The sequence below is a fragment of the Streptomyces sp. XM83C genome, assembly GCF_023072675.1.
Taxonomy (GTDB): Bacteria; Actinomycetota; Actinomycetes; order Streptomycetales; family Streptomycetaceae; genus Streptomyces; species Streptomyces thermocoprophilus.
Genome location: NZ_JALLGL010000171.1, coordinates 1 through 13,817 on the forward strand (window position 1 = coordinate 1; position 13,817 = coordinate 13,817).

Consider the following 13,817-nt stretch of genomic DNA (forward strand, 5'->3'; position numbering starts at 1 on the left):
CCTTCGGCCTCGGCTCCTTCACCGAGCTGCCGTCCAGCAATCCGGCCGTCCTGGCCTTCCTGCGCGAGTACGAGGACGACCTCGTGCTGTGCGTGAACAACTTCTCCCGCTTCGCCCAGCCCACCGAACTGGACCTGCGGGCGTTCACCGGCCGCCACCCGGTCGAACTCTTCGGCGGCGTGCGCTTCCCCGCCATCGGAGAGCTGCCCTACCTGCTCACCCTCGCAGGCCACGGCTTCTACTGGTTCCGGCTCGCACGAGTCGCATCCCGCATCGGCCGCCGACTGTAAGCGCGCCGAGGAAAGGACGCGTCACCATGCCGAAGACCGCATCCCTCCAGCCGAGCAGCACCGGTGGCACTCTGCATCTGGACTCGCTCGCGGGTCTGCTGCGCGAGTGGCTGCCCACGCAGCGCTGGTTCGCCGGCAAGGACCGGCCGGTCACGGATCTGCGTCTGCTGTCGACGACAGAGCTGTTCCCCGGCTGTCTTCATGTGCTGATCCACGCCGCTCACGAGGGTGCGCACGCACAGCACACGGGCGTGCCCGCGCCCGGCGGGAACCCCCCGGCCGGCGGCGACTGCTACCAGCTGCTCCTCGGTTTCCAGCAGCATCTCTCGCCCCGGCTGGGCCGGGCCCTGATCGGGCGCGCCGAGACCGGCCCGATGGCCGGGCTCACCGTCTACGACGCCTTGCAGGACCCGCGCTCGGCGCATCTGCTGCTGGAGCGCATGCGGCACTCCGGCACGCTGGGGCCGCTGCTGTTCGACTCGGACCACTCGGTGCCCATCCCGTCGGGGCTCGCACCCCGGCTGCTGGACGCCGAACAGTCCAACACCTCCCTGGTGTACGGGGATTCGTACATCCTGAAGGTGTTCCGCAGGATCCAGCCCGGCATCAACCCGGACCTGGAGGTGCCGGTGGCGCTGGCCCAGCAGGGCTGCCGCCGGGTGCCCGCGCCGGTCGCGTGGTTCCGGACGATGCGCCCGCAGGAGGCCACCCTCGGTGTGCTCCAGCCGTTCCTGCCGGACGCGGCGGACGGCTGGACGCTGGCGCTGCGGGCACTCGCCCGCGGCGAGGACTTCGCCGCCGAGGCGCACGCCCTGGGCGAGGCCACCGCCGATGTGCATCTGGCGCTGGCCGCTGCCTTCCCGGCGGGCGAACACGCGGAGAACGCCCTCATGGCCGACGCGATGACCGAGCGGCTGGACGCCGCCGCCGCCCAGGTGAAGGCGCTGCGGCCGTATGTACCTGGGCTGCGGGCGGCGTTCGGCGTGCTCGTCGGCTGCGACCCGGGCCCGCCCGCCCAGCGCATCCACGGCGATCTGCACCTGGGGCAGGTCCTGCACGCGGGGCGGGAGTGGTTCGTCATCGACTTCGAGGGCGAGCCGTCCCGCCCGCTCGCCGAACGGCGCAGCACACACTCCCCGGTGCGGGACATCGCCGGCATGCTGCGCTCCTTCGACTACGCCGCCCGGCAGCGCAGGCCGTGGCGGCCCGAGTGGGCGCGGCGCTGCCGTGAGGCCTACTGCGCCGGCTATGCCGGCCGTGCGGGCTGGGACCCGCGCAAGAAGCACGCCCTGCTGCGCGCGTACGAGACCGACAGGGCGGTCTACGAAGTGCTCTACGAGGCCAGGCACCGCCCGGCCTGGCTTCCCGTACCGATGGCGGCGATCGAGCGTCTCGCCGTGAGAGGAGACTGAGACTCCGTGGCCCTGCGAGACCCCAAGCGGCCCGAGGCGGCCGGCCCGACGGCCGTGACAGTGCCCCCCCTGGACCCGGTGGACCGGGGGCGTCTGCTGGCGGGCGCCCACCATGATCCGCACGCCCTGCTCGGTGCCCGTCCGGTGCCGGGCGGGGTGCTGTTCCGGGTGTTGCGGCCGTTCGCGCGGGAGGTGAGCGTGGTGACGGGCCGCACGGCGCACCCGCTCGTCTCCGAGGGCGACGGACTGTTCGCCGCCGTACTGCCGCTGAAGAAGGTGCCGGCGTACCGGCTGCGGGTGGTGTACGACGACGCCGAGTACGAGGTGGAGGACCCGTACCGGTTCCTGCCGTCGCTCGGTGAGTTCGATCTGCATCTGATCCGTGAGGGGCGGCACGAGCAGCTGTGGAAGGCGCTGGGTGCCGAGCCGATGACGCATCAGGGCGTCACCGGCACCCGGTTCACGGTGTGGGCGCCCGACGCGCAAGGGGTGCGGCTGGCGGGGGACTTCGATTTCTGGGACGGCACGCAGTACCCGATGCGTTCGCTGGGCGCGTCGGGGGTGTGGGAGTTGTTCCTGCCCGGGATCGGCGAGGGCACCCGCTACAAGTTCGAGATCCATTCACGGTACGGGCAGCGCTTCCTGAAGGCCGACCCGATGGCGCGGCGCAGCGAGGTGCCGCCGGACACGGCGTCGATCGTGACGGCGTCGCACTACGAGTGGGGCGACGCCGAGTGGATGGCGCACCGCGGTGACGTGCCGGTGCACGAGGCGCCCTTCAGCGTGTACGAAGTTCATCTGCCGTCCTGGCGGCCGGGGCTCGGCTACCGCGAGCTGGCGGAGGAACTCCCGGCGTACGTCAAGGACCTGGGCTTCACGCACGTGGAGCTGATGCCGGTGGCACAGCACCCGTTCAGCGGGTCGTGGGGCTACCAGGTGACGGGGTTCTACGCGCCGATGGCGCGGCTGGGCAGCCCGGACGACTTCCGGTACTTCGTGGACTCCTGCCACCGGGCGGGCATCGGCGTGATCATGGACTGGGTGCCGGCGCACTTCCCGAAGGACGACTGGGCGCTGGGCCGCTTCGACGGGGATCCGCTGTACGAGCCCGGGGACCCGCAGCGGGCGGAGCACCCGGACTGGGGAACGTACGAGTTCGACTACGGCCGCACCGAGGTGCGGAACTTCCTCGTCGCCAACGCCGTGTACTGGCTGGAGGAGTTCCACATCGACGGGCTGCGGGTGGACGCCGTCGCCTCCATGCTCTACCTCGACTACTCGCGGGACTCCGGCCAGTGGACACCGAACGTGTTCGGGGGCAACGAGGACCTGGACGCCAAGGCCTTCCTGCAGGAGATGAACGCGACCGTGTACCGCAGGGTGCCGGGCATCGTGACCATCGCGGAGGAGTCCACCGCCTGGGACGGGGTGACGCGCCCCACCGATCAGGGCGGGCTCGGGTTCGGGCTGAAGTGGAACATGGGCTGGATGCACGACTCCCTCCAGTACATGGCGAAGGAGCCGGTGCACCGCAAGTACCACCACAACGAGATGACGTTCTCGATGGTGTACGCCTACAGCGAGAACTACGTCCTGCCGATCAGCCACGACGAGGTCGTGCACGGCAAACGGTCCCTGGTGTCGAAGATGCCCGGCGACTGGTGGCAGCGGCGCGCGAACCACCGGGCGTATCTCGGGTTCATGTGGGCGCACCCCGGCAAGCAACTGCTGTTCATGGGGCAGGAGTTCGCGCAGGGCGCGGAATGGTCGGAGCAGCACGGGCCGGAGTGGTGGCTGCTGGATCCGGGGTACTGCGCCGCGGGCGACCACCGGGGTGTGCGGGACCTGGTGCGGGACCTGAACACCGTGTACGGGCGGACCCCGGCGCTGTGGCAGCGGGACACCACACCGGACGGGTTCCGCTGGGTGATCGGGGACGCGGCCGAGGACAACGTGTTCGCGTTCCTGCGGTTCGACGCCGAGGGCCGTCCGCTGCTCGCGGTGTCGAACTTCTCGCCCGTCGTACGGCACGACTACCGGCTGGCGGTGCCGGACGAGGTGCCGGCCTGGTTCGAGGTGATCAACACGGACGCGGCCCGCTACGGCGGCAGCGACGTCGTGCACCCCGATCCGCTGAAGCCGCAGGACGGCGCGATCCGGATGACGCTGCCGCCGCTGGCGACGGTCTGGCTGGCGCCCTGACCGGCCCGGGCGCACCGGTGCGGCGTGCGCGGTGTCCCGCCGGGGTACCCGGAGCGGGTCATCGTCACGACAGAAGGGTGCCTTCAGGTGCGCACCGTCGGAGTGGAGGAGGAACTCCTCCTGGTCGACCCGGACTCGGGTGAGCCCAAGGCGCTGGCCGCCGCGGCGCTCGCCCGGGCCGAGCAGGACGACACCAGCGTCGAGGTGTTCGAGAAAGAGCTGTACGACCAGATGCTGGAGTTCGCCACCCGCCCGCAGTCCGGCATGGCCGAGCTGCGGGCGGAGATCGGGCGGTGCCGGCGGGAGGCGGCCCGGCACGCCCGGGACACCGGGTGCGCGGTCGCCGCGCTGGCGACGTCGCCGCTGCCGGTCGGTCCGTCGTTCGCGGTGGGCCGCCGCTACCGGTGGATGGCGGAGCAGTACGGCGTCTCCACCCGTCTGGTGTGCGGCTGCCACGTCCATGTGTCGGTCGACGGTGACGAGGAGGGCGTGGCCGTCGTCGACCGGGTGCGGCCGTGGCTGCCGGTGCTGACGGCGCTCAGCGCCAACTCGCCGTTCTGGCAGGGCCGGGACACCGCGTACAACAGCTACCGCAGCCAGGTGTGGTCGCGGTGGCCGTCGGCCGGTCCGGTCGAGGTGTTCGGGTCCGTGGAGGCGTACCGGCGGCAGGTGGCGGACATGGTCGCCACCGGGACCGTCCTCGACGAGGCGATGGTCTACTACGACGTCCGGCTGTCGGCGCGCTATCCGACCGTGGAGTTCCGCGTCGCGGACGTGTGTCTCGACGCGGACGGCGCGGTCCTGCTGGCGATGCTGGCGCGGGCCCTGGTGGAGACCGCGGCGCGGGAGTGGCGGGAGGGCCGGGGGCCCGCCCCGCACACGGTGAGTCTGCTGCGGCTGGCGTCGTGGCGGGCGGCCCGCTCGGGTCTGACGGGGGAGCTGCTGCATCCGGTGACCCTGCGTCCGGTGCCGGCGCGGGACGCCGTGGAGGCGCTGCTGGAACACGTGGGGGCGGCGCTCGCCGACAGCGGGGATCTGGAGACGGCCCGGGCGTCGAGCGCGTCGCTGCTGCGGGAGGGCAACGGGGCGCAGGTGCAGCGCCGGCTGTACGGGGAGACGGACAGCCTGCGCGAGGTCGTCGCCGAGTGCGTGCGGCGGACGCTGGTGTGAGCGGGACGTCACAGGCGGGTTCACCGCATGTTTCGGACCTGCCGCCCAAAATCGATCAAGGACCGGTACCAGTTCCGCGCATCACGCTTCCGTCCGGTCGTTCCTGGGCTACATTCGACAGCCGTCGACCACGGAGCCCGACGGCACCGTCACAGCCCGTACTCACCAGGAGCAGCGCATGCGCGACTTCGCCCTCGCTCCCCCGGCCGTCTCCCCCCTGACCGGCGGGCTTGCCGACCACATCTTCGAAGCCGCGGACCAGGACCCGACGCTGCCCATGCTGGCCCGCCGCGACCCGGTGACCGGCGCCTGGCAGGAGGTGACGGCCGTCGAGGTCCGCGACCAGGTGTCCGATCTGGCGAAAGGGCTGGTCTCGGCCGGTGTGTCACCGGGTCACCGGGTGGCGCTGATGGCGCGCACCCGGTACGAGTGGACCGTGCTGTGCCACGCCCTGTGGGCGGTCGGCGCGGAGGTGGTGCCGATCCATCCGACGTCCTCCCGTGAGCAGGTCGCGCACATCCTGCGGGACTCCGGGTGCGTCGGGGTGGCCGTCGAGGACGAGCAGAGCGTGATGACCGTCGGCTCGGTGTGCGCGTCGCTGCCGCGGCTGCGGCACGTGTGGCAGCTCGACGCGGGGGCGTTGCAGGACCTGGTGGAGCGGGGTGCGTCGATCCCGCTGACCACGGTGGACTCGCTGCGGCGGATCGTCCTGCCGGACTCCACCGCGGTCGTCGCCTACACCTCGGGCACCGGAGGCCGCCCGCTGGGCTGCGCGCTGAGCCATCGGGGGCTGGCGAGCAACTGCGACACGCTGCTGGCGGGCTGGCGGCACACGGTGGTGCCGCCCGGCGGGCAGGGCTCGGTGCTGGCGTTCCTGCCGTTCTCCCATGTGTACGGGCTGATGGTGCAGAACCTGTGCATACGCGGCGGGCTGCTCCTCGGCCATCAGCCCGACCCGTCCGCGGAGCCGCTGGCGGAGGCGCTGCGCAGCTTCCGGCCCACGTACGTGTGTGCCGTGCCGTCGTTCTTCGAGAAGCTGTACAAGCGGTTCCTGCGCACGGCCCAGGAGTCGGGGCGCGGCCCCCTGTTCGAGCGGGCGGCGCGCACGGCACGGGAGTTCGCCCTGGCGACGGAGCGGCAGCGGCTGGGCCGCGGCGCGGGGCCGGGACTGGAGCTGCGGGTGCAGCACGCGCTGTACGAGCGGACGGTGTACCGGCAGATGCGCGCGGAGCTGGGCGGCCGGGTGATGCGGGGGACGTCCGGCGGCTCCCCGCTCGGCCGTGACCTCGCCCTGTTCTTCGAGGGCATCGGCCTGTACGTCAACGACGGCTACGGGCTGACGGAGTCCAGCGGCGGCATCACCGCGCAGCCGCCGGGCCGGGAGAAGTCCGGCACGGTCGGGCGCCCGCTGCCGGGCGTGGAGGTCCGGGTCGCGGAGGACGGGGAGATCCTGGTGAGCGGCCCGACGGTGTTCCAGGGGTACGTCGGCCAGGAGGCGGCGACCCGGGCCGTGCTGCACGGCGGGTGGCTGGCCACGGGCGATCTGGGGCGGCTGGACACCGAGGGCTATCTGTCGATCACCGGACGCAAGAAGGACGTGATCGTCACCAGCGCCGGCAACAGTGTGGCGCCGGCGCCGCTGGAGCAGCGCCTGCGGATGCATCCGCTGATCCATGAGGCGGTGGTGGTCGGTGACGACCGGCCGTGCGTGGGCGCGCTGATCACGCTGGACCCGGAGTTCCTGGCGTTCTGGCGGGGCGGACTGGGGCTGCAAGGGGACGCGCCGATGCGGGAGGACCGGGAGGAGATCGCGCTGCGGGACGAGATCGCGCGGGCCGTCGCCGCCGTCAACAGCACGGTGTCGCGGGCGGAGTCGATCCGCGTCTTCCGGATACTGCCGCACACCTTCGACCATGTGCACGAGCTGCTGACGCCTTCGCTGAAGGTGCGCCGCGACGCGGTCGTGCAGCACTACGCGGCCGACATCGACGCCATGTACGAGGCCCGGACACGGTCCACGCCGACGTTCCCGCAGGCGGAGATCCTCGCCTGGGACGACGCCGACGACGTCTTCCGCTGACGCCCGCCGGCGGGGCGCGGGCGACGAGGAGGGGCGGACACGCGTAGGTCGGCCGGGGGTGGGAACTCTTCCGACCGAACGACCTGGGTCGTGTCCGCCGTACGACTCCGCACCCGCCCCGAGCCGGAAAGACACCATGCCTGAAGAGCCGCGTGGGGACGAATCACTGACGTCCCAGGAGGTCCCGGATCTCGTCACCTCCTTCGCGGGCGTGCCCCACGACGTGACGGGGGCCCGGCTCGCCGCCGAGCGGTTCCTGCGCGACCTCACACAGGTCACCCCGCCCCGGGCGACCGAGTGCTACCACGACATCCTGCTGATCGTCGCCGAACTCGCCGCGAACGCCGTGCAGTACGCTCCCGGGCCCTTCGAGCTGCGGATGCGGCGCACCTTCGACGGGGTGCATGTGACGGTGCACGACACCAGCACGAACCGGCCCGTGCCGCGGCCCTTCAGCCCGAGCGGGGGCGGCGGGGGCATCGGCTGGTACCTGATAGAGACGCTGTGCACACAGGTCAGCGTGATCCCCGAGGGCGGCGGCAAGGACGTCCATGTCTTCCTGCCGTGGTGAGCGTGCGCGTGCATGCGCCAGCCGTCCGGGGGTAGACGCGGCTGCGCGACGACAGCAACCCACGCCGCCCCGCGGAGGTCCCCGTGTCTTCAGTCCCCGACTCGCTGTCCGTGGCGGTCACCCTGCCCCGTGAGGGCGTCGCCGTCCTCACGGTCGAGGGACCGCTCGATCTGGACACCGCCCCGGTGTTCCACCGTCACCTCGCCGGCCGGCTGCACGACGGCCGGCGTCATCTCCTGCTCGACATGGCCGCCGTGCCGTTCATGGACTCGTCCGGCTTGAACACGATCCTGCGGGTACACCAGGAGGCACGCGGCCTGGCGGGAAGCGTGCATGTGATCGCCCCCGCGCCGGCCGTGCGCCGGGTGCTGGACCTGACCGGCGTCAGCCTCACCCTGCCCGTGTCGGACAGCGTCGCCGACGCCCTGGCCCGGGTCCCGGACACCGGCACAGCGCCCTGACCGCCGGTCACGACTGCACCCGTCGGCGCACTGGGCAGGACGGACGGCGCGGCAGCGGGCAGACTGAGGCTGCGTACCGGCGGGTGGGCGCCCGGGCCTCGTACCGGACCGCCTGGAGCCGCAGAAGGGAAGAACATCGTGACACGACCCAGGATCCTGGTGGTGGGCGCCGGCTTCGCGGGAGTGGAATGCGTGCGTCGCCTGGAGCGCAGGGTCTCCCCCGGCGAAGCCGACCTCACTCTCGTGACCCCGTTTTCCTACCAGCTCTATCTGCCCCTGCTGCCCCAGGTGGCCTCCGGCGTGCTGACGCCCCAGTCGATCGCCCTGTCGCTGCGCCGCAGCAAGCGGTACCGCACCCGGATCATCCCGGGCGGCGCGATCGGCGTGGACCTCGCCTCCAAGGTGTGCGTGGTGCGCACCATCACCGACGAGACCGTCAACGAGCGGTACGACTATCTCGTGCTCGCCCCGGGCAGCGTCACCCGCACCTTCGACATCCCCGGTCTCGTCGACAACGCCTTCGGCATGAAGACCCTCGCGGAGGCCGCGTACATCCGCGACCACGTCATCTCCCAGCTCGACCTCGCGGACGCCAGCCAGGACCCCGCCGAGCGGTCCGCCCGGCTGCAGTTCGTGGTGGTCGGCGGCGGCTACGCGGGCACCGAGACCGCCGCCTGCCTGCAGCGGCTCACCCACGCGGCCGTCAAGCGGTACCCGCGCCTGGACCCCGCCCTGATCAAATGGCATCTGATCGACATCGCGCCGAAGCTGATGCCGGAACTCGGCGACAAGCTGGGCCGCAGCGCGCAGGAGATCCTCCGCCGGCGCGGCATCGAGATCTCCCTCGGCGTCTCCATCGACAAGGCCGGCCCGACCGAGGTCACCTTCACCGACGGCCGGGTGGTGCCGACCCGCACCCTGATCTGGACGGCCGGTGTGGTGGCGAGCCCGCTGATCGCGACGCTGGGTGCGGAGACGGCCCGGGGGCGGCTCGTGGTCGCCCCCGAGATGACCGTGCCCGGCCACGACGGGGTGTTCGCGCTCGGCGACTCCGCCGCCGTGCCCGACCTCGCCAAGGGCGGCGACGCGGTGTGTCCGCCGACGGCACAGCACGCCATGCGGCAGGGCAAGGTCGTCGCCGACAACGTCATCGCGGCGCTGCGCGGCGAGCCGATGCGGCCGTACGAGCACAAGGACCTGGGCCTGGTCGTCGACCTGGGCGGCAAGGACGCCGTGTCGAAGCCGCTCGGTCTCGAACTGCACGGGCTGCCCGCGCAGGTCGTGGCCCGCGGCTACCACTGGTCGGCGCTGCGCACCGGTGTCGCCAAGACGCGGGTGCTGACGAACTGGGCGCTGAACGCGTTCGCGGGCGACGATTTCGTCCGCACCGGGTTCCAGGCGCGCCGGCCGGCCAAGCTGAAGGACTTCGAGTACACCGACGCGTATCTGACCTCGGAACAGGTGCGGGCGCAGGTGGAGGCGGCCGGGCCGGAAGGGTGAGCCGGCGGCGCGGCCGGGACGGGCGCCCTCGCCCGCCGGCCGCGCGTCCATGACGGGAACAGGAGTGACAGGGCGGCGTGAGGGCAGCTCAGCGATCGGGCCGCGCCCGGCTGCAGGACTTTCTGGCGGCGACCGACCCCGGGCTGCTGCGGCTGACCGCCGGGCTGCGCACGTCGGGCGCCATCGCGCTGACGCTCGCCGTGCTCTCCCCGCTGGGCGTGCCGGTGCCCCGTCTGGTGGCCGGGGCGATCGCGTCGATGGTGGCGACGTTCGCCGTACGGGAGAAACAGCTCGCGCAGCAGGCGGTGACGCTCGCGCTGGCGCTGCCGGTGGGGCTCGTGTCGCTGTGCCTGGGCACGGTCCTCAACGAGCGGGTCGTGCTCGGTGACGCCTTCTTCGTCGTGCTGATCTTCGCCGCGGTCTACAGCCGCCGCTTCGGCGACCGGGGGACCGCGCTCGGGCTGATCGGGTTCCAGATCTACTTCCTGTCCCTGTTCGTCGGGGCGGACACCGACGACCTCGCCCAGTTGTGCGGAGTGGTGGCGACCGCGTTCGCGTGCAGCGCGCTGATGCGGTTCGCGGTCGTGCCGGCGACCCCGGCGAGCGTCCTGGACCGGCTGCGGCGGGCGTACCGGGCCAGGCTGGGGCGGCTGCTGACCGCGCATGTGGCGCTGCTCGACGCGGGGCCGGAGGACGCGGACAAGGCGCTGGCGGACGTCCGAGAGGGCACCGCCCGGTTGCACGACACGGCACTGATGATCCAGGCGCGGCTCGCGGAGGGCACCTCCGACGAGGCCACGGCACGGCTGCTGCAACGACGCGTCGCGGACGCCGAGATCGCGGCGGAGCGGCTGGGACTGCTGCTGCTCACCGCGCGCAGCGCCGAACGCGCCGACACCCTCGCCCTGCATCTGCCGGGCGCGCCCGTGCCGTCGGCGGCGCGGACACCCGTGCGGGACGAGTCGACGGGCGCGCTGCGCCGCGATCTGCTGGCGCTGCGGACGCTGGTGCTGCAACCGGCCGCCGCGAGCCGCGGCACCGCCCTCGCGCATGTCCGCAACCGTCTCCTCGGCTACCGCGACGAGGACAATCTGCCGCAGGCCGCGCCGGCCGTGCAGGACGTCTTCCGGGGCATCGGCGAGACGGCACGGGCCGTGATGGGTCTGCGGACGGCGCTGGACGGGCCGCAGGACGAGTCCGACGACTCCCCCGCCACGGCCCGCTCCCGGGAGGAACTGGACGCGGAGGACGCGGCGATCGGCGGGGCCGAGGACGCCGAACAGGACGACGAGGACCGTCTCACCGGCCTGGAGCGGCCCACCACCCGGGCCGCGGCACAGGTGGCGGTCGGTTCCGCCCTCGCGATCGTCGGCGGGGAGTTCCTGTCCAGCCACCGCTGGTACTGGGCGGTGCTGACCTGCTGGATCGTGTTCATCAACACCTCCTCCACCGGGGAGATCCTGGTGAAGGGCTACCGGCGGCTGGTGGGCACCGTCCTCGGCGTGGCCGCGGGCATCGGGCTGGCGACGCTCGTCGGGCACCACACCTGGCCGGCGTTCGCGCTGGTGCTGCTGCTGGTGTTCGCGATGTTCTACACGGCGCCGCTGTCGTACACGCTGATGTCGTTCTTCGTCACCGCCGCCTTGGGGCTGCTGTACACACTGCTGCACACCTACAGCCCTTCGGTGCTGCTGCTGCGGGTGGAGGAGACGGCCCTCGGCGTGGCGTGCGGGGTGATCGCGGCGGCGCTGGTGCTGCCCGTGCACACGGGCCGGCGCACCGACGATCTCCTCGTGACGACTCTGGAACGGCTCGCGGAGGTCACGGAGACGGCGGTGGAGCAGCTGAGCGGCGGGCCCGCCGTGAGTCTGCTGGACCGGTCACGGGAGCTGGACCAGGCCCTCGCCGACCTGCGGGGTGCGGTGCAGCCGCTGACCCACCCGGTGACACCGCTGCGCACACGGCGTACGACCGCTCAGCACGTGGTGGCGCTGCTGGAGACCTGCGCCTATCACGCGCGGACCCTCGCGGCGATGGCGGAACAGTTGCCGGCGCATCCGTCGATCGCGGCGGACCCGCGGCTGCGGCGGGCCGGGCGGCGCATCGTGGACAACGTGCGGGCGATCTCCGCGCATGTGTCGGACGAGCGCAGCGAGACCCGGGTGGTGACCGGGCCGTCGGTGGCGGCGCTGCTCCAGCCGGGCGACCCCGGGACGCCGCGCTACGGCCGGGTCACCGACCGCGTCCTGCGGCATCTGCAACGCCTGGACGAGGCCGTGGTCGGTCTGGCGCGCCCGCTGGACGTGCCCCGCCGCAGCCCCGGGGACGAGTGACACCCCGGGGCTGGTTCAGAAGTCGGTGGGCAGTCCGCTCGCCTCGGCGATACCGCGCAGCTCCTCGGTGTCGTGGCGCCGTCTGCGCAGATGCTCGGCGATCCGGTCGAGGCTCGCCGGGTCGGCGGCGGTCACCGAGTCCGTGACCACACGCACGTCCGCGCCGTCCACGTCGATCTCCACGAGCTGGTTGTCGAGACGGCCGGTGACGGCGGTGGCGATGACGAGGGCGGCCTCGTCCCGGATCTCCTGCGGGAGATCCTCAGGGGCGCCGCTCTCCAGCACGAGGTCGAGGCCGGCGAGGCGCTGCTGGTCGATCGCCCGCAGAACGGGCCGCACGATGTCGAGCAGCAGCCGGTAGTCCTCGCTGTCCATGCGCAGGCGAAGCAGACCCAGGTAGACGTCGACGGGACGTTCCTCCGGCGGGAGCTCTGATTCGTCCATGGTTGCCGTGTTCCCTTCTCGCGTGGGCTCAGACCCGCCGCCGGCGGGCCAGGAGGAAGGAGAAGACACCGAACAGCACGAGCCCCGTGGCGACCGCGGCCAGCAGCCACGGTCCGAGCGGGGTGCCGGCGAAGGAGCGCAGGGTGCCGTCGACGCCCCTGGCCTCGCCGGGGCGGTACACGACGGCCGCGCGCACCGCGAAGGCTCCGATCCCGGCGAACAGCACGCCGCGGGCCACACCGCCCGCCACACCGGTGACGTCCGTCAGTGCACGGGCCCCCCGCGACATGCCGGCGAGGCGGAGCTGCTCGCGGTAGGTGCGCCGCACCGCCTGCACACCCATCCACACGCCGGCCACCACGATGCCCGCGCCCGCCGCGCCGACCAGCACCTGCCCGGCGGGCAGGTCGAGGACGCGGGAGGTGAGGTCATGGGACTGCCGGTCGCTGGAACGGCTGCCGTGGGAGCGGGAACCGGCGGCGAACGCCAGCACGGAGAAGGCCGACGCCGCGTAGAACACGCAGCGGGCGGCGGACGTCAGGCGTGCCCTGGCGGTACGGCCGTCCGGGCCTGCGGCGCCGAACAGCGCCTCCGACAGCTGCCATACGGCCATGCCGGCCAGGCCGGCGCCGAGCGCCCACAGCAGAGCCTCGCCGAACGGCTTGCCGGCCAGCTCGGCGACGGCGCCGGAGCTGTCGGCCTCGCGGTGGCCGTCGCCGAAGGCGATCTGCAGGGCGAGGGCGCCGACGATCAGATGGATCACGCCTCGGGCGGTGAGTCCGGCGCGGGCCGCGGGGCCGACGATGCCGTTGCGGGCCGTCCGGCCGGCCCGGTCCCAGTGCGCTTGCGCCGCGGGTGCGTTCATTCGGCCTCCCTGTGCTGTCCCTGCCCGTCTGCCCCGAGCCGGGGCGCGCATACGCCCGTCCCCCGACGGTCCCTTTCCACCGGCGGCCCGGCGAGGCCCTCGCGCGTTCCCCGCGCCCCTTTTCACCGGCGTGCCGGTGACGCCCTTGTGCGCAGTTCCCCGCGCCCCTTCGTCTGGCGGGGCCATCACTTCCACCTGCGCGCCGGTGGGGGGGCTTTCGCGCAGTTCCCCGCGCCCCTTCGTCTGGCGGGGCCATCCTTTCCACCTGCGGGCCGGTGAGGGCGATCGCGCAGTTCCCCGCGCCCCTGATGCCTGCGGCGGCCCGCTGGTATGGGTGCGTGGCTGGTGTAGCGCCACCTGTCCGGTGGGTGGGACGGGGGCGCGCCGGGGGGTGTCCGTCCTCGGTGCGACGCCCTGTCTCGTAAATCCGCACCCGGGGTTTGCGCCGCACGCTGCGGGCGGGCACCCCCCCGGCACGTCCCCTTCCCG

General features: G+C 72.8%; 11 protein-coding genes. 9 read left to right on the forward strand and 2 right to left on the reverse strand.

All coding sequences use genetic code 11. The features are described from left to right. The 9 genes from MTQ10_RS19320 to MTQ10_RS19360 form a co-directional block, all read left to right on the forward strand. A partial coding sequence (locus MTQ10_RS19320; RefSeq protein WP_247469752.1) for an alpha-glucosidase C-terminal domain-containing protein occupies window positions 1-290 on the forward strand: 290 nt, incomplete at its 5' end. A 26-nt stretch (window positions 291-316) separates the two neighbouring features. Next, window positions 317-1,702, forward strand: coding sequence for a maltokinase N-terminal cap-like domain-containing protein (locus MTQ10_RS19325; RefSeq protein WP_247469754.1), 1,386 nt, complete (start codon window positions 317-319; stop codon window positions 1,700-1,702). Window positions 1,703-1,708: 6 nt separating this feature from the next. Beyond that, entirely contained in the window at window positions 1,709-3,904 is a 2,196-nt protein-coding gene (gene glgB, locus MTQ10_RS19330) for a 1,4-alpha-glucan branching enzyme (protein WP_247469756.1), read from the forward strand. An 87-nt stretch (window positions 3,905-3,991) separates the two neighbouring features. After that, window positions 3,992-5,074: a glutamate--cysteine ligase gene (locus tag MTQ10_RS19335; protein ID WP_247469758.1), complete on the forward strand. Its 1,083-nt coding sequence runs from the start codon at window positions 3,992-3,994 to the stop codon at window positions 5,072-5,074. 178 nt (window positions 5,075-5,252) lie between these two features. Continuing rightward, a complete protein-coding gene (locus MTQ10_RS19340) occupies window positions 5,253-7,154 on the forward strand; it encodes an AMP-dependent synthetase/ligase (RefSeq protein ID WP_247469759.1) in 1,902 nt (633 codons plus the stop codon). Between the two features lie 136 nt (window positions 7,155-7,290). Further along, a complete protein-coding gene (locus MTQ10_RS19345) occupies window positions 7,291-7,725 on the forward strand; it encodes an ATP-binding protein (protein WP_247469760.1) in 435 nt (144 codons plus the stop codon). An 83-nt stretch (window positions 7,726-7,808) separates the two neighbouring features. After that, complete coding sequence (locus tag MTQ10_RS19350) at window positions 7,809-8,186, forward strand: STAS domain-containing protein (RefSeq protein ID WP_247469768.1); 378 nt, start codon at window positions 7,809-7,811, stop codon at window positions 8,184-8,186. A gap of 138 nt (window positions 8,187-8,324) precedes the next feature. Then, a complete protein-coding gene (locus MTQ10_RS19355; RefSeq protein ID WP_374117639.1) occupies window positions 8,325-9,686 on the forward strand; it encodes an NAD(P)/FAD-dependent oxidoreductase in 1,362 nt (453 codons plus the stop codon). Between the two features lie 77 nt (window positions 9,687-9,763). Beyond that, on the forward strand, window positions 9,764-12,019 hold the full coding sequence (locus MTQ10_RS19360; protein ID WP_247469770.1) for an FUSC family protein: 2,256 nt from the start codon (window positions 9,764-9,766) through the stop codon (window positions 12,017-12,019). A 15-nt stretch (window positions 12,020-12,034) separates the two neighbouring features. Here MTQ10_RS19360 and MTQ10_RS19365 read toward each other — a convergent pair whose 3' ends face one another. Further along, window positions 12,035-12,463: a hypothetical protein gene (locus tag MTQ10_RS19365; RefSeq protein WP_247469771.1), complete on the reverse strand. Its 429-nt coding sequence runs from the start codon at window positions 12,461-12,463 to the stop codon at window positions 12,035-12,037. A gap of 28 nt (window positions 12,464-12,491) precedes the next feature. After that, window positions 12,492-13,328, reverse strand: a complete 837-nt coding sequence (locus MTQ10_RS19370; RefSeq protein ID WP_247469772.1) for a DUF1206 domain-containing protein — start codon at window positions 13,326-13,328, stop codon at window positions 12,492-12,494. Window positions 13,329-13,817 lie beyond the last annotated feature (489 nt).

Bases quoted from the DNA above. Each gene is read 5' to 3' on its own strand.
- MTQ10_RS19325 (WP_247469754.1), top strand. From the start codon at position 317: ATGCCGAAGACCGCATCCCTCCAGCCGAGCAGCACCGGTGGCACTCTG.
- MTQ10_RS19340 (WP_247469759.1), top strand. From the start codon at position 5,253: ATGCGCGACTTCGCCCTCGCTCCCCCGGCCGTCTCCCCCCTGACCGGC.
- MTQ10_RS19345 (WP_247469760.1), top strand. From the start codon at position 7,291: ATGCCTGAAGAGCCGCGTGGGGACGAATCACTGACGTCCCAGGAGGTC.
- MTQ10_RS19365 (WP_247469771.1), bottom strand. From the start codon at position 12,463: ATGGACGAATCAGAGCTCCCGCCGGAGGAACGTCCCGTCGACGTCTAC.
- MTQ10_RS19370 (WP_247469772.1), bottom strand. From the start codon at position 13,328: ATGAACGCACCCGCGGCGCAAGCGCACTGGGACCGGGCCGGCCGGACG.